Annotated in this window: 17 protein-coding genes; 5 read left to right on the top strand and 12 right to left on the bottom strand. The window is 57.5% G+C overall.

The window, feature by feature from the left end:
- Positions 1 to 54 precede the first annotated feature (54 nt).
- A complete protein-coding gene (locus tag JNB88_RS23470) occupies positions 55 to 1,188 on the top strand; it encodes an RHE_PE00001 family protein (protein WP_220357513.1) in 1,134 nt (377 codons plus the stop codon).
- Positions 1,189 to 1,829: 641 nt separating this feature from the next.
- Positions 1,830 to 2,612 (top strand): helix-turn-helix transcriptional regulator, encoded by a 783-nt coding sequence (locus tag JNB88_RS23465; protein WP_220357512.1) that lies wholly within the window; start codon positions 1,830 to 1,832, stop codon positions 2,610 to 2,612.
- Positions 2,613 to 2,694: 82 nt separating this feature from the next.
- Here JNB88_RS23465 and olsE read toward each other — a convergent pair whose 3' ends face one another.
- A complete protein-coding gene (gene olsE / locus JNB88_RS23460; protein WP_220357511.1) occupies positions 2,695 to 3,693 on the bottom strand; it encodes an ornithine lipid hydroxylase OlsE in 999 nt (332 codons plus the stop codon).
- A 212-nt stretch (positions 3,694 to 3,905) separates the two neighbouring features.
- On the opposite strand from olsE, the gene JNB88_RS23455 reads away from it, so the two are divergent.
- Entirely contained in the window at positions 3,906 to 4,808 is a 903-nt protein-coding gene (locus JNB88_RS23455; RefSeq protein WP_220357510.1) for a DMT family transporter, read from the top strand.
- A gap of 14 nt (positions 4,809 to 4,822) precedes the next feature.
- On the opposite strand, the gene JNB88_RS23450 is transcribed toward JNB88_RS23455, so the two are convergent.
- From JNB88_RS23450 to JNB88_RS23420, 7 genes are all read right to left on the bottom strand, one after another.
- Entirely contained in the window at positions 4,823 to 5,491 is a 669-nt protein-coding gene (locus JNB88_RS23450) for a response regulator (protein ID WP_037135362.1), read from the bottom strand.
- Between the two features lie 293 nt (positions 5,492 to 5,784).
- Positions 5,785 to 6,510: a ribonuclease activity regulator RraA gene (locus tag JNB88_RS23445; protein ID WP_220357509.1), complete on the bottom strand. Its 726-nt coding sequence runs from the start codon at positions 6,508 to 6,510 to the stop codon at positions 5,785 to 5,787.
- A gap of 18 nt (positions 6,511 to 6,528) precedes the next feature.
- The gene (gene araD, locus JNB88_RS23440; protein WP_220357508.1) at positions 6,529 to 8,265 is read right to left on the bottom strand and encodes an L-arabinonate dehydratase; all 1,737 of its coding nucleotides are present in this window, start codon (positions 8,263 to 8,265) and stop codon (positions 6,529 to 6,531) included.
- 37 nt (positions 8,266 to 8,302) lie between these two features.
- Positions 8,303 to 9,205: a dihydrodipicolinate synthase family protein gene (locus JNB88_RS23435; RefSeq protein WP_220357507.1), complete on the bottom strand. Its 903-nt coding sequence runs from the start codon at positions 9,203 to 9,205 to the stop codon at positions 8,303 to 8,305.
- 39 nt (positions 9,206 to 9,244) lie between these two features.
- Positions 9,245 to 10,744, bottom strand: a complete 1,500-nt coding sequence (locus JNB88_RS23430) for a tripartite tricarboxylate transporter permease (protein WP_220357506.1) — start codon at positions 10,742 to 10,744, stop codon at positions 9,245 to 9,247.
- A gap of 32 nt (positions 10,745 to 10,776) precedes the next feature.
- The gene (locus tag JNB88_RS23425) at positions 10,777 to 11,328 is read right to left on the bottom strand and encodes a tripartite tricarboxylate transporter TctB family protein (protein ID WP_223217303.1); all 552 of its coding nucleotides are present in this window, start codon (positions 11,326 to 11,328) and stop codon (positions 10,777 to 10,779) included.
- A complete protein-coding gene (locus JNB88_RS23420) occupies positions 11,325 to 12,305 on the bottom strand; it encodes a Bug family tripartite tricarboxylate transporter substrate binding protein (RefSeq protein ID WP_220357505.1) in 981 nt (326 codons plus the stop codon). Before JNB88_RS23420 ends, JNB88_RS23425 begins: the two co-directional genes overlap by 4 nt.
- 236 nt (positions 12,306 to 12,541) lie before the next feature.
- On the opposite strand from JNB88_RS23420, the gene JNB88_RS23415 reads away from it, so the two are divergent.
- Positions 12,542 to 13,564, top strand: a complete 1,023-nt coding sequence (locus tag JNB88_RS23415) for a LacI family DNA-binding transcriptional regulator (protein WP_220357504.1) — start codon at positions 12,542 to 12,544, stop codon at positions 13,562 to 13,564.
- A gap of 122 nt (positions 13,565 to 13,686) precedes the next feature.
- On the opposite strand, the gene JNB88_RS23410 is transcribed toward JNB88_RS23415, so the two are convergent.
- Both JNB88_RS23410 and JNB88_RS23405 read right to left on the bottom strand, forming a co-directional pair.
- A complete protein-coding gene (locus tag JNB88_RS23410; RefSeq protein WP_220357503.1) occupies positions 13,687 to 14,571 on the bottom strand; it encodes an SDR family NAD(P)-dependent oxidoreductase in 885 nt (294 codons plus the stop codon).
- Positions 14,572 to 14,605: 34 nt separating this feature from the next.
- Positions 14,606 to 16,030 carry an aldehyde dehydrogenase family protein gene (locus tag JNB88_RS23405; protein ID WP_220357502.1) on the bottom strand — a complete coding sequence of 475 codons (1,425 nt, stop codon included), beginning with the start codon at positions 16,028 to 16,030 and terminating at the stop codon, positions 14,606 to 14,608.
- A 248-nt stretch (positions 16,031 to 16,278) separates the two neighbouring features.
- Between JNB88_RS23405 and JNB88_RS23400 the strand changes: the two genes are divergently transcribed.
- On the top strand, positions 16,279 to 17,178 hold the full coding sequence (locus JNB88_RS23400) for a LysR family transcriptional regulator (RefSeq protein WP_220357501.1): 900 nt from the start codon (positions 16,279 to 16,281) through the stop codon (positions 17,176 to 17,178).
- Positions 17,179 to 17,518: 340 nt separating this feature from the next.
- On the opposite strand, the gene JNB88_RS23395 is transcribed toward JNB88_RS23400, so the two are convergent.
- Both JNB88_RS23395 and JNB88_RS23390 read right to left on the bottom strand, forming a co-directional pair.
- Positions 17,519 to 17,737, bottom strand: coding sequence for a hypothetical protein (locus tag JNB88_RS23395; protein ID WP_037135377.1), 219 nt, complete (start codon positions 17,735 to 17,737; stop codon positions 17,519 to 17,521).
- A 25-nt stretch (positions 17,738 to 17,762) separates the two neighbouring features.
- Positions 17,763 to 19,685, bottom strand: a complete 1,923-nt coding sequence (locus JNB88_RS23390; RefSeq protein ID WP_220357500.1) for a hypothetical protein — start codon at positions 19,683 to 19,685, stop codon at positions 17,763 to 17,765.
- Between the last annotated feature and the right edge of the window lie 229 nt (positions 19,686 to 19,914).

The following is a 19,914-nucleotide window of genomic DNA, read 5'->3' as shown; positions in this document are numbered from 1 at the left end:
ACGGAAGTTAAGGGTGATTTGGTTTCCGTTACAAGAAAATCAAAATAGCTGACAATGCGATACGAAATCGACAGTCCATTGCTGTTAAGCCTGATGCCCGCCATCGTGCAGGCTGAAGACGGATTGGCGAGGCTGGATGAGAGGGCGGCACGAGCCGCCGTTGCAGACGGCTTTGCCGAGCGTAGGCATTTCTTTGATGCCGTGGGTGCCTTGTGGGTCGCCGGCGAACTTGTGCATGTCGAAGACCTTGTCTTGCATGATGCCCACATGGACACGCGAACCCCAAGTCATGAACTAACGATCGCCCATTCCATCTTGCGGACACGACGCAGGGTTTGGACCTCGGCGCCTGGTTGGGCACTTAGCTCGTCGGGATTGGCGGTGTTGTCCGGCGGCATAGACGGGGAGGGGGCTCACCTCGAGGTCAATGGTACAAAAGCATTGGTCGATGAGAATGCGGAAGACGAGGAAGATGCCATCCTTGCCGCTGAACTGGCCGAGATCGATGCTATTCTAGACAGATCGCGGCGGCTGCTGGAGAGCCATGGCCACTCAGGCAAGCCGGATCTGATCGAGGTGTCCGAGCCCAAAAAGGAAAAACGAGCCGACGATCCCCTTGGCCTTTTTGATGACGAGGAATGGGATGAGGCAGCACGGCTGCGCATGTGGCGCAAGACGCTCGTCATTGCGGATGAACTTCCAGCGACACTGGGCGCGGCGCTGATTTTCGAAGCGTGGGAGAGGATCGAGCCGCTTCGGCGGCAGCATTGGCTCGGGGGCCTCCTGGCTGCAAGTTATCTGCGCGCGCGGGGAAAGGTTACATCGCATCTGTTTGCCTTTTATGCTGGTCTGAAGACGATCCGCCACGAGCGGCGCCGCGCGCGCGATCGGTTGACGCGACTGCAGGCGTTTCTGGAAGCAATGGGGGAGAGTGCGGTTGCCGGCATGAAGGAGATGGACCGTCTTTCGCTGGCCCGAACGCAGATGGAGATTCGTTTCAAAAGCCGCCGTTCAAGCAGCAGCCTGCCGCAGCTTGCCGACTTCGTGCTGTCAAGACCGATGGTCTCGACAGCCATGGTGGCACGCCAGCTGCAAGTGACAAGTCGGGGCGCCCTTAATCTTCTGAACGATATCGGGATCCGCGAGATCACCGGGCGAGGGCGCTACCGTGCTTGGGGTATCATCTGATGAAGGAAAGCAGGGAAATCTGCGTCGAACTGGTTTCCCCGGCTGATTTCCGCTCGAAGCGAGGATCGTGCGATCGCTGGTCGATGAGGTGAGAGAGCCAAAGTTTGATTGGCGTCTTAGAGGATCACCAGTCCGACAATACCAAATAAAGCGGTACAATAGGCCATTTATACTTTCGATAACCGCACCGATAAAGTTGGACTTACAGGCACAACCGCCGGCAATGCAGTATTAAGAATGCGATCTTCGGGCGTAATTTAACCAAAAATAGACTTCTGACAAAAGTGTTATCAGGAATTCTGTGCTACTGTAAATGACATTCGTGGTTAAAAGATCCGCGTCTGTTGCACTTAGTGGCAACGTTATTCCAGTTTTGCGCCGAAATAGGTATATTCATTATTTATCTAACTATGCTGTATTAACTCTTCGAAATATTTTTGTATTGCTTATTAGCATCCGCGAGAGTACTTTCTTAATAAAGTAGAAATGCGGCAGATAATCAATATTGTCATTTGACAAATGCGGGGCGTCTACTTTGTTAGCATGTCGCTAGGGGAAAAACACAGCGTAACGGGGCAGCGCGAAGTATTGTAATTACTTAATGCGAGCTTACTACGGCACCATAGGGGTATGAGGCTAGTATGAATTACGTACCTTCAGAATTTGAAAGCGGAAAAATAGCACTGAACAAGCTTCGGCCGACAACAGTGCTTTCTGTAGCTAAGATGGTGGATCGTTCTGGCAGAACGGAGAGCGATGACCAGTGCTTGCTGATTATCGACGCCAGAACGCTTGAACGTGAATGCCTTGCCACCACAATGAGAACCAACGGTCTCGGCATGACTGCAATTGCTGTCGGCTCCATCGAGGAGTGGCAGCGAAAGAATGACGGTCTCCAGCCCGTTGGCGCGGTCCTTCTCAACATTGCAGGTCGCAAGGGCAGTGACGCTGCGCTTTCCGAGGAAATTGCGAATATCACATCGGAAGTCGCGCCAGCTCCGGTGGTCATTTTAGGCGACGGTGACGACCTCAGCCAAACGTTGAAGGTTCTCGAATACGGTGCTCGAGGGTTCATTCCAACATCTGTTGGGATCGAGGTTTGTGTCGAGGCGATTGCTCTGGCAGTTGCAGGCGGCACCTTCATCGTTGCAGGTAGCACGTTCAAGTCCATGGCAGCTGTATCAGTTGAAAAGAGCCAGCAGCAACGGCCGAGTGAGTTGTCGCGTATGTTTACGATGAGACAGGCCGAAGTTGTGCAGGCGCTACGCAAGGGCAAGGCAAACAAGATAATCGCCTATGAGCTCAACCTTCGCGAAAGCACCGTCAAGGTTCATATCCGAAACATCATGAAGAAGCTAAAGGCAACGAACCGCACGGAGGTTGCCTACAAGCTGAACGATCTTTTCCAGGCTGAGGCAAGGTAGGCGGCGACAGCTCGCAGCCGCCACCGACACTGCAAGCAGCAAAAGCCAAATATAGACGGCGCGCAGCGAATGCTGGGCGCCGTCAGTGTCTTCCGGCCGAGGGCGCGTCGGGGCAAGCTTCCAACTCCGTGCTTGTATCCGCTTGTGAGCTGTTCAGGGGAGCAGCTGCCTGCGGCTCACGACGCCCCAGTATCTGCCTAATGCCCCTGGTCGAAAACGGCTGGACGAGTTGGGCCAGAAAACCTTCGGCAATCCGACCGCTGATGCCGATCTCGACCGGCGGCCTTCGCGCGGGATTTAGGTAAGTCCCGAATATCTGATCCCAGAGCACAAGGTTCTCGCCATAATTTGTGTTTCCCTCGGCTAGCACCTTGGAATGGTGCCAGCGGTGAAGCCGTGGCGTACTGAATATCCAATCGAGTGGGCCTGTTCTGACGTCAATGTTGCAGTGGGTCAGCAGGCCAATAAAGGCGGTTACCGCGCTTATCCATAAAAAGACGGGCAGCGGCGCTCCGAGGAGATATAGCGGTATTTGGCTTAAGCCGATCTTGAACAGCGAATCGACGACATGAAAGCGGCCGGTATTGACGACCCACAACCGCTCGACACTGTGATGCAGGGCGTGAAAGCGCCATAGTGCCAGGATTTCGTGCGCAGCCCGATGTGCAACGTAGAGGCCGAATTCGGCAATGACCAATCCGATCACGACTTGCAAGACCATGGGCCAGTGCTGCGGCCAAACTGCAGTCAGTGGTGTAAATGTCGGCTGTACGACGGTCGCGATTGCCATTGGCGCAGATGCCCCAACGGCTGCGGCTATCTGGACACCTCCCTTGGTCAGGAGTGTGTGTGCGATGTCGTTGAATGTTTCGCCATCATGTTTCAGCCACTCAAGCTCGTAGGGCATCAAGCGCTCGAGGGCAGCGATAAGCGCAACGATCGACAGATAGATCACGTTGAACCACAGCAGGGGGCTATGGGTATGGAAGGCCCAACCTGCTCCCACCAGCCCTGCGGCAAAAAGAGCGGGCCAGAGTGCCCACGAGGCGACAATGTAAAGCCGCGACCTTCCGTCGTTCATCATGCGCTCCCTTGCATGGCTGGTACGCACCACATGATACACGGCAGTCGTGACGGAAAAACAGGTCCAAACGGTGGCACACTGCCACATGTGCATAACCAGGAGTGCGACGCGTAGGCCAAAGCTGATTTGCAATATTGAAATCTTGCAATTGTCTAACGACGCACGCCTTGATAGGCATCGTCCGAAAGAAGTAATCCCGCCGCAGGCAAATGCTCTCCAGAACTGACAACCACCCGTCAAGCCCGCTCGTCGGAATTGCCCTTGCATGTTCCGGCTATTCGCTTTTTGCCCTGCAGGACGCCATGGTCAAGTGGCTCGTCGCTGACTACGCCGTCCCCCAAATCCTTTTTGTGCGAAGCATCGTGATCGCTGTCGTCTCCGGCATCATGGTCCGTCGGCTAAGGCATCCCTCGATACTAAAAAGCCCACACAGGAAATCCTTGTTGTTGCGTGCAGGGCTGATGATCTCGGCGTGGATGGCCTTCTATTCAGCCGCCCGACACCTGGGGCTTGCCGAAATTACCACCATGTACTTCTCCGCCCCCATTATGGTCGTATTTTTGTCAATCCTGATCCTGAAGGAAAATGTTGGCCGTATGCGCTGGCTTGCCTGTATCGGAGGCTTCATCGGCGTACTCTTGGCGGCAAACCCAACGGAGGCTCCGAACCTTTTACCGGCAGCAATGGTCATCTTTGCTGGTTTCTGTTGGGCCTGGAGCACCGTCCTTGTCCGCCTTGTCAGCCGCACCGAAAGCACGCTGAACCAGATGATGGCAACAAGCTTTCTATTTGTGCTGGCCTGCGCTGCCATGTTGCCATGGCTTTGGAAAACGCCGGATGCTTTGGGCTGGGCCTTGATGATCGGCCTCGGCCTTGTGGCTGCACTCGGCCAGTACCTGCTTTACGAAGGTTTCCGTCACGCCCCGGCTTCCACGCTTGCGCCCATGGAATATAGCGGTCTTGTCTGGGCATTTCTCTATGGCTACCTCATCTGGTCAGAGGTCCCCAAAGCAAATGTTGTGGCTGGCGCTGTGCTTATCGTAGCCTCCAGCCTCGCTCTTGTGTGGTGGGAGCGTCGCCAGGTGCTCTTGAGCCGACGCCTCGTTGCGTAGGGCCTGCTGCCCCGTCAGTTGTATGCTCTCTGCACGCTTGCTTCCTGGGTCACGCTTAGCTTCTGGGCGGCCAGGACAACTTCCAGCCGGTTACGAGCATCGAGCTTCTGCATCAGAACGGTCATGTAGTGCTTCACCGTCTTCTCGCTGATGTCGAGACAGTGCGCGATCTCCCGATTTGTGCTTCCGCGCATGAGATAACCGACAATCTGCTCCTCGCGCGCACTTAGTCTTAGATTGACTTGCGACTTGCGACGCAGGGCCTCCGTCTTCATCGACATGATGACCTTGGTTGCAAAACCAGGCGTAATGAACGTATTGCCCGCATAGACCGTACGGATGGCCTCATGTAGATCGGACGCAGTACTGCCCTTCAGTACATATCCGGAAACGCCAAGGCCCAACACCTGGATTGCCGACTCGATACTGGAACTCGCCGTGAATACGATAATCCGGGTGCGCTGGTAGCGTTGCAAGATGATCTCAATTGCGGAAAGCGCATCGCCGGGCATGCTGAGATCGACCACGATGACATCCGGGTCGAGCTCCTCAACTAGCTTCAACGCGTCAACCGCGTTTTCACCTTTGCCGACAATGTCCAAGTCTTGCTTGTTTGAATACAGGCTGACCAGACCCTCGAGTAGTATTGGATGATCGTCAACGAATGCAACGGAAATCGCCATGCCGCCCCCCTTTTATTTCCAAGTACTACTCTAGCGCATCTACGCGATGTTTTAAAGTTAATACTTAAGTGATAGTTAAAGCAGCTTAGGGTGTGGCAATGTCTCAATGAATACAAATTTGATTTCAGAAGTAAACTTTCTGTATTCCTCCGCACGCCTTCTTTCTCCTGCTCGGCGCAAGTTTGCGATTCATCATGTCGCAGAGTCGTCGAAAACCGTTCGCGTCTGAACGATATGGCGCGGGCATGTGCTAGGCCTCTTTCGGACCGGGACCACGTTTTACGATGGTTTCTTCAGCGTCCGGTCTTGTCTCGCCATTCGGCATAGTCGGCTTGAGCCTTCTCGGTGGTTGGCGGATAAAGACCGATGATGGCGGCACCGTCGAGGACCTGCTTCAGCACGAAATCCTCAAAAGCTTCCATACCCGCGCATTCCTCGGCGATCTCATCGACTAGGTGTGCCGGGATCACCATCACGCCGTCACCATCGCCGAGCATAACATCTCCGGGAAACACTGGCGCATCGCCGCATGATATCGGAACGTTGATATCCAGTGCCTCGTGCAGTGTCAGGTTCGTTGGCGCTGACGCCCGTTGGTGATAGGCTGGCATATCCAGTTTGCCAATGCCCTCAGCATCGCGAAAACCGCCGTCGGAAACAACGCCGGCGCAGCCGCGTACGGCAAGTCGGGTCACCAGGATCGATCCGGCGGAGGCCGCCCGCGGATCCTTGCGGCTGTCCATGACGAGCACATGGCCGGGTGGGCAGGTCTCCACCGCCACCCGCTGCGGATGGTCAGGATTACGGAACACGGTAATCGGATTGCGGTCCTCTCGTGCAGGGATGTAGCGCAGAGTGAAAGCCTGCCCGACCATGTTGACACCCTTCCAGGAAACCGGGTGGACATTCTGGATGAACTGGTTGCGCAGGCCACGTTTATAAAGGGTGGTTGCTACTGACGCGGTCGAAACCTTCATCAACCTGGCGCGTGTCTCTTGGGATAAAGTGAAGTCGGACATGATAGTCTCCGGATCTGGTTAGTTGATCGCCGGTTCATCGACGCTCGGGCCGAAGTCCGTTTTGAGGAAGTCGAAGTCGCAGCCTTTGTCGGCCTGCTCGACATGTTTGGAAAACATCAGGCCGTACCCGCGGCCATAACGCGGCGGAGGCGACGTCCAGGCGGCCCGCCGGGTCTCCAGCTCATCGTCCGGCACAACCATGTTGAGGCTGCGTGCGGGGATGTCCATCTCGACGATATCCCCGGTCCTCAGCAATGCGAGCGGTCCGCCTATGTAGGCTTCCGGTGCGACATGCAGCACGCAGGCGCCGAAGGATGTTCCCGACATGCGGGCATCAGAGATCCGCATCATGTCGCGAAGTCCGAGCTTCAACAGTGCCTTCGGCATTGGGATCATGCCCCATTCCGGCATGCCCGGCCCGCCCTGGGGGCCGGCGTTGCGCAGCACGAGCACAGTTTCTGGCGTCAGGGGGTAATCAGGATCGTCAATGATCTTCTTGAGTTCGGCATAACTGTCGGCGACCAGCGCTGGTCCCCTGTGCCGATGGAACTTGGGATCACAGGCGGCTGGCTTGATCACGGCGCCGTCTGGGCAAAGGTTCCCCTTCAATACCGCCAGCGAGCCCTCGTGATAGACCGGGTTCGACAATGGCCGGATCACGTCCTCGTTCCAGATTTTCACGTCTTCAAGGCCCTCGGTCAATGATCTGCCGGTGACGGTTATGGCAGAGCCGTCGAGCTTGTCGCCGAGTTGCTTCATCAGAGCGCGCAGACCACCTGCGTAGTAGAAATCCTCCATCAGATACGAGGTGCCGGATGGCCGGATATTGGCAATCACTGGCGTGGTCCGGCCGATCCGGTCGAGGTCATCAAGCTGCAGCTCGATACCGGCGCGGCGTGCCATGGCAATGACATGGATGATCGCATTGGTGGAACAGCCTGTGGCCATAGCGACGGTAACGGCATTTTCCACAGCCACGCCCGTGATGATGTGGTCCGGGGTGAGGTCCTCCCATACCATATCGACGATCCGTCGGCCGCACTGAGTGGACATGCGCTGATGCCCGGCATCTGCCGCTGGGATGGAGGAAGCCCCCGGCAAAGTCAGCCCCATGGCTTCCGCAATGGCCGTCATGGTGCTGGCTGTCCCCATGGTCATGCAGTGGCCGTAGGAACGGGCGATCCCGCCTTCGATGCCCTGCCACTCCTCCTTTGAAATCGTTCCGGCGCGGCGTTCATCCCAGTACTTGAAACCGTCGGTGCCGGAGCCAAGATACTTGCCGGCATAATTGCCGCGCAGCATTGGCCCGGCGGGCAGGAAGACGAAAGGTAGGCCTGCGCTGATCGCGCCCATGATTAGTCCCGGCGTGGTCTTGTCGCAGCCACCCATCAGCACAGCACCATCGACCGGGTGCGAGCGCAGCAGTTCCTCGGTCTCCATTGCCAGCATGTTTCGATAGAGCATTGTCGTCGGTTTGACGAAATTCTCCGATAGCGACAGTGCCGGTAGTTCCATCGGAAAGCCGCCGGCCTGCAACACGCCACGTTTTACCCACTCCACCCGGTCCTTGAAATGCATGTGACAGGGCTGGGCATCCGACCACGTGTTGAGGATTGCAATGATCGGCCGGCCTTCCCAGTCCATCGGATCGTAACCCATCTGCATAGTCCGTGAACGATGGCCGAAGGAACGTTGATCGTCCGGGACCATCCAGCGGGCCGATCGAAGTTGCTCGTAGGTTTTCCGTTGTTTCATGGGTATCTCCAGTTTCCTATGACCGCCTTGGCTTCATTCAGAAGCGGATTTCGTTTGATGCGATGAACGCTCGCAAAGCCGTTTCCTGTGCATCGCTGAGCGGCCAGGACGAAGGCGGGCGGGTGGCGCCGCAGTCATGGCCGAGAGCGGTCAGCGCGGCCTTCACGCCTGTTACATTGGCACCATTCAATTCTTCCGCGCGGATTTCCTCGAATGCCCTCATACCCGCGATCAGGCGATTGGCCTTATGATAATCCCCTGCTTCCAGCGCTGCATGGATGGCGACCGATCGTTGCGGCCAGAGGTTGATGAGGCCTGACGTGAAGCCGCGTGCGCCGACCGCATAAAACGCAGGCGCCCAGACTTCAGCCAGCCCGCCGACCCAGACGATGCCTGGATCGGTGGCGCTTATCGCCTCGGCCAGTTTCAGCGGGTTGGGTGTTGCCCATTTGACGCCGATGACCGATGGCAGTGCGCAAAGATCCCTAATCGCCTTGATGCCGATGGCATCGTTTCGCAGATAAAGCACGACAGGCAGACCGTCCGCGGCATCGCAAACCGCACGCACATAGTCGACCAAACCTCGCGGAGCGCAGAATGGATCCGGTGGCTGGTGAACCATCAGCGCCGAGGCGCCGGCCTGCCGTGAGGATCTTGCCAGGCGGCATGCGTCGCGCACGCCTCGCCCTACACCTGCCAGCAGAGGCACACGCCCGCTGACATGTTCAGCGCAGGAGTGCACCATAGTCTCAGCCTCGTCGATCGTCAGGGCATAAAACTCGCCGGTGTTGCCGTTGGCGACGAGAACGTGCACACCGGCGATGACGGCCCTGTCCACGATGGCTTCCTGTCGCGCAGGGTTGATCTCGCCATCACTGCCATAGGGCGTTACGAGAATGCCGGATATGCCTGTCAGGGCCAAACGCAAATCTGTTGTCATTGCCTTGTTTTTCCTTTCGTCGAATAGGCTTGCATCGGGTCATTCTGTGAAGGCTTCGTCGCGTTTGCGACTGATTGCGGGCGCGAGAACAAGCGAAAGGACGATGACTGCGGCCACCAGCAGTATCAGGCTGAGTGGGCTCCGCACGAAGATCGTTGGGTCGCCCTGGCTGATCAGCATGGCGCGCCTGAGATTCTCCTCCAGCATCGGTCCGAGGATGAAGCCTAGCAGCAGCGGTGCTGGCTCGAAGCGCAGCTTGGAAAGCGCGAAACCGAAAACGCTGAAGCCAGCCATGACGAAGACATCGAAGACACTGTTGTTAATGCTGAAGGCGCCGATGCAGCAGAAGCCAATAATTGCCGGGAACAGCAGGTGATAGGGGATGGTCAGCATGCGGACCCAGAGCCCGATCAAGGGCAGGTTGAGGATGACGAGCATCAGGTTCCCGGACCACATGGACACGATCATGCCCCAAAATAGCGCCGGCTCATCGGAAATGACGTTGGGACCTGGCGTGATGCCCTGGATGATCATGGCGCCGACCATCAACGCCATTACCGGATTGCCGGGAATGCCGAGCGTCAGCATCGGGATGAAGGAGGTCTGCGCGCCGGCATTGTTGGCTGATTCCGGTGCGGCCACCCCCTCAATCGCTCCCTTGCCGAATTCCGCATGGTTTGGCGAGACACGTTTCTCCACTGCGTAGGCGGCGAAGGAGGCGAGCATGGCACCGCCACCCGGCAGCACGCCGAGCAACGAGCCGAGTGCCGTTCCGCGCAGCACCGGGCCCCCGATGCGCCTCAGATCATCGCGGTTCAGCATCAGGCCCGTGACCTTCTTGACGCCGACAGATCGCTCGTGCTCGTTCTCGAGATTGCGTAGGATCTCGCAGATGCCGAATATGCCCATGCTAACGGCAACGAAATTCAGTCCGTCATAGAGTTCCGGCATGCCGAAGACGTAACGGGGTGTTCCGCTCTCGACGTCCGTGCCGATCGATCCCACCAGCAGACCGACGACGATCATTGCGAATGCTTTCAGCAGCGAGCCGCTGGCAAGCGCAACCGATGCGACAAGTCCTAGTACCATCAATGAGAAATACTCGGCCGGCCCGAACTTCAGCGCGATCGCGGCAAGCGGCGGAGCTGCGACGGCGAGAAGTACGGTTGCAACAGTCCCGGCAAAGAATGACCCGAGGGCTGCCGTTGCCAATGCCGTCCCGGCCCGCCCTTTGCGGGCCATCTGGTAGCCGTCAATCGCAGTGACAACCGACGAGCTTTCGCCCGGCAGGTTGATCAGGATTGCTGTCGTCGAGCCGCCATATTGCGCACCGTAAAAAATGCCAGCCAGCATGATCAGCGCCGTTTCCGGCTGCAGACCGAAAGTGAGCGGTAACAACATGGCGATCGTCGCCGTTGGGCCAAGCCCCGGGAGCACGCCGATGGCCGTGCCGAGCAGGCAGCCGATGAAGCAGTAAGCCAGATTCACGGGCTGGAAAGCGGTTGCGGCTCCCAGCCACAGGTCGGAAAAGATATCCATTGCAAACTCCAGGCGGGTGGTGTCTGTCAGCGCTACCCGGCATCGCCGAGGAAGGGGATCCATGGCCCGAAGGTGCTCACTGGAAGCGACAGGAGCCGCGTGAAAAGTACGGAGGAACAGATCGCGAGGAAAAGGCCGAGCGCTATTGAGTGACGCCAACGCGCATATTTGCTGGCGAAGCTGACTGCGACGATCATCAGGAACATGCTCGGGGCAAGCCCCAGGCTCGGCAAGACCAACCCGAAGAAAACAGGGGCGAGTGTGATGAGACCATATGCCTTCCAGTTGGCTCCCTCCGCGGCGGCCTCGTTTTCGGCGGCCGCGACCATCGACTGCAGGATGATCAACACCCCGATGGCGATCAGCAGAAGGCTCAGCACTAACGGAAAGTAGCCCGGTCCCATCTGGAAGGAGCTTCCGATATCAAGTTCCTGACCGAACCAGATGAAAAGGAGGCTGACGATAATCATCGCAACGCCACCGACAAAGTCTCGGCTATTTCCAATCTTTAGCATGGCTGTAAAATCCCACAGATCAGGATCGACCGGCCGGCCCATCGAGCCGACCGGCGGGCGGGGTGTCATTGGAGCGGAACGTTTGCTGCTTTGATGACTTCGGCCCATTTATCGGTTTCGCCCTTTATGAACGTGGCGAATTCCTCGGACGTGTTACCAACAGGCGTTGCACCCATGCCTTCGATCTTCGCCTTCATCGCAGGGTCGTGGAGAATGGCCTGAACTTCCGTGCTCAGCTTGTCGACGATTTCAGGCGGCGTGCCAGGCGGCGCAAAGATACCGTGCCAGGATGTCGCCTCGAAGCCGGGAATGACGCTGTCCATGGTCGGAACGTCGGGCAGCAGCGAGGCCCTGTCGAGGCTCGTCACTGCGAGCGCGCGCAGTTTCCCGGCCTTCACCTGCTGTGCGGCCGTCGGAATGTTGTCGAACATGAAATCGACATGACCTGCCACCACGTCCATGATCGCCTGGCTGCTCCCCTTGTAGGGAACATGGGTGATCTTGACGCCGGTCTTGGTGGCAAGAAGTTCGCCTGCAAGGTGGATGGACGTGCCGACGCCCGACGAGGCATAAGTGTGCTTGCCCGGCTCCTTCTTGAGAAGATCGATCAACTCCTGGACGGAATTGACCGGCAGCTTTTCAGGATTGACCACCAGCACGTTCGGCATCCTGGCGATCAGGGACAATGGAGCAAATCCCTTTTCCTTGTCATAGGGCAGAGTCTTGAAAAGGGTCTGGTTGATTGCGTTGGAGCTGACAGTCCCCATGCCGATCGTATAGCCATCTGGTGCGGCGCGGGCGAGATCACCCAGTCCAACGTTTCCGCCGGCACCAGGCTTGTTTTCAACGATGAAGCGTTGGGCGAGCCGGCTGTCCAGTTGCTCGGCGACGAGGCGACCAAAGGTATCGGTGTTGCCGCCAGCGGCAAAGGGAACAATGACTGTCACGGTCTTTGAGGGATAGTCCTGGGCGTGACCCGCAGTCGTCGCCACCGCACAGATCGATGCGGCCATGGCCGCGAATGTGATGAAACGTCTCAAATGCATGAATTCCTCCTCCCATTTGGCGTCAATGCGCCCGACTGAAAGCCCATTCCCCGACTCCTCAATCGAAGAATGAAAGCGCTTCCATTTTATGCATCGGACCTATCCACCGCAAGGGTTTATGTTTTAAAATAACTCACACATTTTCAGATAGTTAAAGAAAGCTGCATATTTTTATCAATGAATGGACTTGCCAAGCTTCAAAATGAAAGCGTAAATCATTTTAAAGCGGAGGGGTTATGGGCGAGCAGGACAAGAAAGGCAGGTCGGACCAATCGAGCCCCGTGACCCTGGCTGACATAGCCAAGCTTGCGGGCGTCTCGCCCGTTACAGTTTCGCGTGCGATCAATACACCCAAGCTGGTCAAGCCGCGAACGCTCGAAGCGATCGAGCGTGTCATCGCCCGGACGGGCTATGTACCAAATCTCCTCGCTGGCGGTTTGGCGTCGCGCAGAACACGGCTTGTTGCAGCGATCGTGCCATCGGTATCGAGCACCATCTTCGCCGAGGCGATCGAGGGCTTGAACGCAGAGCTTGTCGCAGAAGGCTACCAACTTCTGTTGGGTCTGTCCGGCTATGACCAACAGCGAGAGCTCGAGCTCACCCGCGCAATCCTCGCTCGAAGGCCTGACGGTATCATTCTGACAGGCATCACGCATCTCAAGGAGACGAGGGCAATGTTGACGGGGGCAGGGCTGCCGATCGTCGAAATCTGGGATCAGACCCCTTCTCCACTCGATACGGCCGTCGGCTTCTCACACTTTGATGTAGGCGCCCTGGTCGCGGAATTCCTTCTGGCCAAGGGTTATGATCGCTATGCCCAGATCGGTGCCAACGATCCGCGCGCCGTTCAGCGCAGGGACGGCTTTGTCAACCGGCTAATGGACGTCGCCCCGGTGGAGCTGCCTGACCTGGAGATGAACTCTCCCTCCACGTTTCGCGACGGGCGCCAAGCCATGGCGCAATTGCTGGATCGCGGGGGCGGATCGCTTGCGGTGTTTGGAAGTTCTGACGTTGTGGCCCATGGGGCGTTGACAGAAGCCATTGCACGGGGCTGCAGGATTCCCGAGGATGTTGCGATCGTGGGCTTCGGAGACTTCGACTTCGCGCCTCACACCCATCCACCTCTAACGACCGTCCGCATCGACCGCCGCATGATTGGCACGCAGGCGGCGAGATCCATACTGAGAAAGCTATCCGGCGAGGCAGTCGAGCCAATGATCAAGATCGGCTTCGAAATCGTCAAGCGAAGTTCCGCCTAGGGCCCTGAGGAGCCCTCGCCATTCTCGCTGAACGTGAATGGCAGTCCATTGTGATGGAGCTCTCGTCAGCAATCGGCCAGCGGCGAACGGTCCGCTCGAACTGGGACGGCCGCGGATCGACATTAGTCGGTGCTTGCGATTGGCAGAAACGCGGTGAGTGTCTCACTGTCGGGCCCATCGAACACCGTTGCCACGCTGATGTCGAGCCACGCCTCATGGGATAAGCGGCGCGCTGCCTCCGCCTCATCAAACGACGCCAGGGCATCGGTTCCCAGAACCAGATGGGCGGGTACGTCATTGCGCTTGGCCAGTGCGATGATCAACTGTGCGATACGTGCCGGGTCGCCCACCTCGTTGCCGGCATAGGCCCTGATCATCTCGATTGTTGCGCCAACCGTCTCGGCGTAGTCTGGCATTACGGCGCTCGCAGAGGCGTGGCCGGCTGTCTTGGCCCAATCTGTCCGCATCCCGCCCGGTTCGAGTGCCATGACTTTGATGTTGAGGGGAGAGACCTCATTGCGCAGAACCTCGGTGAACCCGCCGACTGCCCATTTTGCGGTTTGATAAGCCGACAGACCCGGAGTTCCGATCCGCCCTCCGACAGACGAGATGTTGAAGATGTGTCCCGATTTCTGTCTGCGCATGAAAGGCAAGACAGCACGCGTCATGTTGACGACACCGAACAGATTGGTTTCCACTTCGGCACGAAAGTTTCCAGCCGACTTCTGTTCGAACGCTTCGAAATGACCGTACCCTGCGTTGTTCACAAGTGCATCTATGCATCCGAAACTGTCGATCGCAGCGGCGGCAGCTTCGCCCGCGTTGTCTACATCCGTGACATCGAGTGCAAAAAGCGCAAGACGTTTCCCATATTGATCTTTCAGATCTTCGAGGCGCGTCACGTCGCGTGCGGTTGCAAGCACATTGTCCCCGTTCTCCAGGGCGGCGGTGAGGACCGAGCGGCCAAGGCCGCGCGCGCTGCCGGTGATGATCCAGGTCTTCGGCATGTTCTCTACTTTCATTTTGGAGGCGATACAGTCGTTACGCGGTTGGCTTTAGAATGGCCCGCGGTTCGAGATACGCGTCCAGGCCGTAGGCACCGATCTCGCGTCCGATGCCGGATTGCTTGAAGCCCCCGAATGGTGCGTAGGGATCATGGGGCGCACCGTTGATCACAACACGCCCGGCAATCAGCTGCTCGGCGATCCGTGTCGCTCGAGCAACATCCGACGAAAGGACATAGGCCTGAAGCCCGAACTCGGAGTCATTGGCAATTTTGACGGCATCATCATCATCATCATAGGTGATGACACCCAGCACTGGCCCGAAAATCTCCTCGCGGGCAATGCGCATATCGTTTGACACGCCCGTGAAGATCGTCGGTCGCGTAAACCAGCCCTTATCGAGCCCGCCGGGGCGCCCCTCGCCGCCGGTCAGGAGTGTTGCACCTTCCTGCTGACCTAGCTGGATATAGGACTGGACCCGCTCCCAATGTTTCGCGTTCGCAAGCGGACCAATCCGCACCTGCGGGTCCGTAGGGACGCCGACCTTCAGGCGTTCGGCCTCGGACTTCAGTCGCTGGAAAATCTCGTCACGACGGGAATTGGGAACCAGGATGCGTGTCCCGGCCACACAGGCCTGGCCGCTATTTGCAAAGCCGGTCATCAGTGCCGTCGGGATTGCGGTGTCGAGATCGGCATCGTCCAGAATGATCGTTGGGCTCTTTCCTCCGAGTTCCAGGACCAGGCGCTTCATCGTGTCTAGGGCCGCCCGCTGGATGATCTTTGCCGCCGGCGTCGAGCCGGTGAACGTGATCATCGCGACATCCGGATTCGTGGTGAGTTCTGCGCCGACTACGGGACCGGTGCCGTTCACGACATTCAGAAGACCGCTTGGGAGGCCCGCATCATGAATGCACTCCACAAGAAGCTGGGTCTGGATAGCACTTTGCTCTGCGGGCTTGATCACGATGCTCGATCCAGAGCCGATCGCATGGGCGAGCTTCGTAGCAATGAAGCCGAAATTGCTGTTCCAGGGCGTTATTGCGCCCACGACGCCGAGCGGCAGCATTCTCACTACGCTGGAACCGGCCGTCCTGTCGAACTCGTAGGTCTCGACGGTTGCTGCCATGACATCGAAAATCGATGCCGTGTTCTGCGCCGAGAATCCCGTGAAATAGGCCGGCGCGCCGTACTCCTCGGTCATGGCTGCAATGAGATCGCCGGCCTTCAATCTGACAGCGTCGCTAAGACGATGCAGCATGGCGATCCGCTCTGCTTTCGAAGTGGAAGCCATGACGGGAAATGCGCGTTTTGCTGCGGCCACAGCCACCCGAACATCTTCGGCGTTGCCCAGACGGACGGTTCCGATCTTTTCTTCGGTTGCCGGATTGAAAAGGTCGAATTGCTCCGTTCCGTGTGGTGTGACGAACGCTCCATCGACGTAAATCTTGTCAATATCTCGCATTTTATCTCCTTTCGTTTAGCGAGATATGCGACGTCTTCCCTGATCTGATAAGTCTCGTAATCGTGCACGGGCTGATGAGCTATGTCGCGCAATCACGAGCGATTGGGCAGATTTTGCATGCTGCGTCGGGCTGAGCCCCAGGAAGCAGCGTCCAGTCAGACATCCCTTGCCCCTCCATTGCGATGGACTAGAGCCGCTGATCTGATATGACGGCGAATAATGGCGAAGCTGATCTGGGATATTGCGCAATGACCAAGGCCACTCTCATCGAACTGGAGGCGGTGGTTAAGGTTGCCAGGCGGGGCGGCTTTCGTGCCGCTGCACGCGAGCTCGGCGTGTCCTCCTCGGGGCTTAGCCATGCGATCGCAGCACTTGAAGAACGGCTGAATGTCCGTCTCTTCAATCGAACGACGCGAAGCGTCGTACTCACCGCGGCAGGCGAGAAATTTCTGGAGGAAATCGCCCCGGCGCTGGCAGCGATTGACGGTGCGATCGAAAATGCCGGCGAACACGTCGGAGAACCTTCAGGGGTTCTGAGGCTTAACATGGCGCTGGGCGCGGCACGCTTCGTCATGGAGCCGATACGAGAGTACCTGCAGCGCTATCCGCGGATACAGGTAGAAGTCGTCACCGAGTCGGCGTTGGTCGATGTCGTTGGACAGGGGTTCGATGCCGGGATACGTCTCTTCGATCTGGTGCCAGCTGACATGATCGCGATCCCGATCATCCCGAATGTGCGTCAGATCGTTGTCGGATCGCCTGCCTATTTCAAGGGGCGCGATGTGCCGATTGTTCCAACTGATCTGTTGGCTCATGAATGTATCCGTGCCCGCATGGGCAGTGGACGCATCTATCACTGGGAATTTGTTCGCGATCACGAGCGTTGTGCGCTGGATGTGCCTGGTCGCCTTGTCCTCGACGACAGCGGATTGATGCTTGATGCTGCGCTGGATGGAATGGGCCTCGCCTATCTCGCGGAGCAGACGGTCGCGCGCCACGTTGAAGCAAGCCGTCTGATCAGGGTGCTTCAAGACTGGATGCCGAACGAGCCGGCACTATGCCTCTATTATTCCGGCAGACGTCACGTTCCGACCAAGCTCCGCCTGTTTATCGATCTGGTTCGCAACTACGCGCAAAGGCCGGCGTAAATCCGGTTGCGTTGTGGCCAACGAGCCGCTTGTAGCATGAAGCCGGCCGCAGCCGAGGGGGCTTGGTCTCCAGGACAATGGCTCTTGGTTTGTCGTGCTTCTGTCAATAGCAACGCGCTCCGCCCGGCTATGCCGAGCGAAACGGATGTGAAAAGCGTTTGGTCGCAGATCACGACGCTCGATGAACGAGAGCTCGGCGGGACCTTTGCAGCTATTGATGACGCAACATCCAGCGATCGCATCGAGCCCCAAAAGGCCCATCGGCGTTCAATCAACTGTGATGGCGCTCTATTCTTTCAAGCGCTTTCGGCATCAACCAATTTTTTGCAATCGGCCTCGGTTAGCCGTCGTAGTGACCGGAGAATGCGGCCTCCGTGGACTTGACCGTGACGGCCAGGTCTACGCCCTTCGTCACGGTCGAGCCTGTTGCCCGAAGATCGGTTACCACCTTCAGCGAACCCGTCTTGGGGGCCGGAAGTGAGTGCACAGTCTTTGCATCCAGATCGGCAACCCAGAGTTCATCCTCGCCCTCGATGCCAATAACAACAACTCTTGCCATGCTTCTACCCCTTCCGTGGTTGTGGTTAGAATCCTGCCTTCTTCAGACCCTCTCGATAAAGGTCCTTATGCCATTGCTCCTTACTTGGAACCGCAGACAGCCACCTGTCGACGTTGAAATCCGGATTGGCTTCCCGAAACCTTCGCACGAAGGCTCGCGCCCTTTCCGGACGGTCCAACATGGCCCAGCTCGCGGCGGAAAGCCTGTCGGCCAAACTGGAATCGACCATCTGTCCGATGTAGTCGAGACATGCTTCAAACTCGCCGAGCGCATAATTCGCACCCGCGGCTGTCCAGAGATAGGTGTCTGGGCTGAGTGGGTTGAGCTCGATCGCCCGCTCGATCTTCTGCAGCGCCATGGCCGGAAGCGAGCAATGGACGAGCGTGTCCGCATAATCGGCGATGACGTCGGCATAATGGGGAGCGCAGTTTTCCGCGACCTCCATGGCTTCGGCGCTTGCATCGAACTCACCCTGCAGAAGTTTCGCGACACCCAACTCTCGGAAGCCATCGGCAAATTCGGGTCGCGCCTTGCTGGCTTGGACCGCCAGGCCTTCAGCCATCTTCAAAAGCTCGACATCGCCTCGCGCGGTCAACAACCACTCCTTGGAGTAGGTGCGGGCCATTGAACTGAGCGCCGGCGCAAAGTGCGGGCTCGCGTTTAGTGCAGCCTTCATCTCCGCACGGGCTCGCCGCAGGTTAGGAAGCGTCAATCTAACGAGATGGCGCCTGCCAATCAGGTATCGATGGTAGGCAACCGGATTGAGATCCTCCCGCAGGGCTTCATAACGTTCGATTTCGCCGGATATGGAGAGAGCGAGTTGCCGCGAAACAACCCGTCTGTCTTTTGCAAGAGACAAATGGTCGAGACTGAATCGCTCCGCCCAAATAACCTGGTTCTGGTCGAAGTAGATCAACTGGGCAAAGAGTGACACGTCATCCCCGTCTCCGCTGATCCGAGTGTCGAGGACATAGTTGACGCGATGGCGTTCAAAAAAGGCTGTCTGTGCCTTCGGGTCGTGGCCAACCTGAGCCGCCGAGTATGGAGCGACAACCTGCACACTATCGAACGCACAAAAGCCAATCGTGATATCTTCAACCAGCGATGCTGCGAGGAGCCCGGCGTCCGGGCGCGTTGAGTGATTGCTTGGGGGAAGCAGCGCAAGGCGAGGAACAGCAATCGCGAGCTCCTCGATAGTGGAAGGAAAGGCCGACACTGGCTGACGGGGCGCAGCTGGCTGTGGCTGGAGCCTCTCGGCTCCGTGCTCCTGGGTTAGGCGCGCTCCTCCAGTTGCGATTGAACTGCGGCGCTGCTCTTCATGCGTTCTAAGCGATGCAACCTCTTCTTCAGCATTCAGGAGTTTCAATACAAACCGGGTCGTATCGGGGTTTTGCGGATCCAGCCGTGACAGGGAAGTAGCTGCGCGCCTCAGGAGTTCCGAGTGAATGGGCGCTTCCGACGAGATAGACGCCTTTCTGAGTGCCTCTTTGAGAAGTTCGGCGTGATGAGCCTCGCGTTCGGAGGACCATCTTCGAAACTCGCGACTTTGGCATGTTGCAGTTCCGAGGAACGGGCGGGCCAAGAGCCTCACGAGATGATTAAGATGGACGAATGGCTCGGCTTCTCCCTCAGACTCGTTCAACAGAAGATCTGAAGGCAACGCGTCCTGGTCTATAGAAATGAACCCGTCCCTGGACGAAAGAGCGGCGAGACCGAGTTCATTCTGGCGAGCCATGATCCGCGAGATGGCCTTTCGCAAAGCAGAGCGCGCAACCTCCTCGTCAGCATCACCCCATAGAAATCGTGCGATGGTCGCCCGATCCGCCGATCCCTGATCGGACGTCAGCAAATATGCGAAAAGCAATAGACCTTTTTCGGGAAACGCGACCGTGTTCCCGTCTTCATCGATAAGTTGCAATCGGCCAAAGGTCTTCAGAACAAACGCCATTCTGTCCTTTCAAAACGCAATCTTCCCGCTACGCGAGCACATTGTCGCAACGTCGCGCGCGAATCAATATGCCTGAATAGCATACAGGTTGCGATGGCTTGAAAATGCTACTCATTGTGAAAATGCTATTTTTGAACACCTACCGCATTCCGAGCCAGAGTGAAGTCGTAAATCCCTGAGATTTGCGTCTGCTAATCGCCGAAAATTGAGGTCGACCGGTCTCTTCTCA

This window comes from Rhizobium cauense (assembly GCF_019511525.1).
Taxonomy (GTDB): domain Bacteria; phylum Pseudomonadota; class Alphaproteobacteria; order Rhizobiales; family Rhizobiaceae; genus Rhizobium; species Rhizobium cauense.
Note: the sequence above shows the minus strand (reverse complement) of the source record. Positions and strands in the feature narration are given on the sequence as shown.

Excerpts from the sequence above, each read along its gene's own strand:
- JNB88_RS23470 (WP_220357513.1), top strand. The coding sequence starts at position 55 with ATGCGATACGAAATCGACAGTCCATTGCTGTTAAGCCTGATGCCCGCC.
- JNB88_RS23465 (WP_220357512.1), top strand. The coding sequence starts at position 1,830 with ATGAATTACGTACCTTCAGAATTTGAAAGCGGAAAAATAGCACTGAAC.
- olsE (WP_220357511.1), bottom strand. The coding sequence starts at position 3,693 with ATGAACGACGGAAGGTCGCGGCTTTACATTGTCGCCTCGTGGGCACTC.
- JNB88_RS23455 (WP_220357510.1), top strand. The coding sequence starts at position 3,906 with ATGCTCTCCAGAACTGACAACCACCCGTCAAGCCCGCTCGTCGGAATT.
- JNB88_RS23450 (WP_037135362.1), bottom strand. The coding sequence starts at position 5,491 with ATGGCGATTTCCGTTGCATTCGTTGACGATCATCCAATACTACTCGAG.
- JNB88_RS23445 (WP_220357509.1), bottom strand. The coding sequence starts at position 6,510 with ATGTCCGACTTCACTTTATCCCAAGAGACACGCGCCAGGTTGATGAAG.
- araD (WP_220357508.1), bottom strand. The coding sequence starts at position 8,265 with ATGAAACAACGGAAAACCTACGAGCAACTTCGATCGGCCCGCTGGATG.
- JNB88_RS23435 (WP_220357507.1), bottom strand. The coding sequence starts at position 9,205 with ATGACAACAGATTTGCGTTTGGCCCTGACAGGCATATCCGGCATTCTC.
- JNB88_RS23430 (WP_220357506.1), bottom strand. The coding sequence starts at position 10,744 with ATGGATATCTTTTCCGACCTGTGGCTGGGAGCCGCAACCGCTTTCCAG.
- JNB88_RS23425 (WP_223217303.1), bottom strand. The coding sequence starts at position 11,328 with ATGACACCCCGCCCGCCGGTCGGCTCGATGGGCCGGCCGGTCGATCCT.
- JNB88_RS23420 (WP_220357505.1), bottom strand. The coding sequence starts at position 12,305 with ATGCATTTGAGACGTTTCATCACATTCGCGGCCATGGCCGCATCGATC.
- JNB88_RS23415 (WP_220357504.1), top strand. The coding sequence starts at position 12,542 with ATGGGCGAGCAGGACAAGAAAGGCAGGTCGGACCAATCGAGCCCCGTG.
- JNB88_RS23410 (WP_220357503.1), bottom strand. The coding sequence starts at position 14,571 with ATGCCGAAGACCTGGATCATCACCGGCAGCGCGCGCGGCCTTGGCCGC.
- JNB88_RS23405 (WP_220357502.1), bottom strand. The coding sequence starts at position 16,030 with ATGCGAGATATTGACAAGATTTACGTCGATGGAGCGTTCGTCACACCA.
- JNB88_RS23400 (WP_220357501.1), top strand. The coding sequence starts at position 16,279 with ATGACCAAGGCCACTCTCATCGAACTGGAGGCGGTGGTTAAGGTTGCC.
- JNB88_RS23395 (WP_037135377.1), bottom strand. The coding sequence starts at position 17,737 with ATGGCAAGAGTTGTTGTTATTGGCATCGAGGGCGAGGATGAACTCTGG.
- JNB88_RS23390 (WP_220357500.1), bottom strand. The coding sequence starts at position 19,685 with ATGGCGTTTGTTCTGAAGACCTTTGGCCGATTGCAACTTATCGATGAA.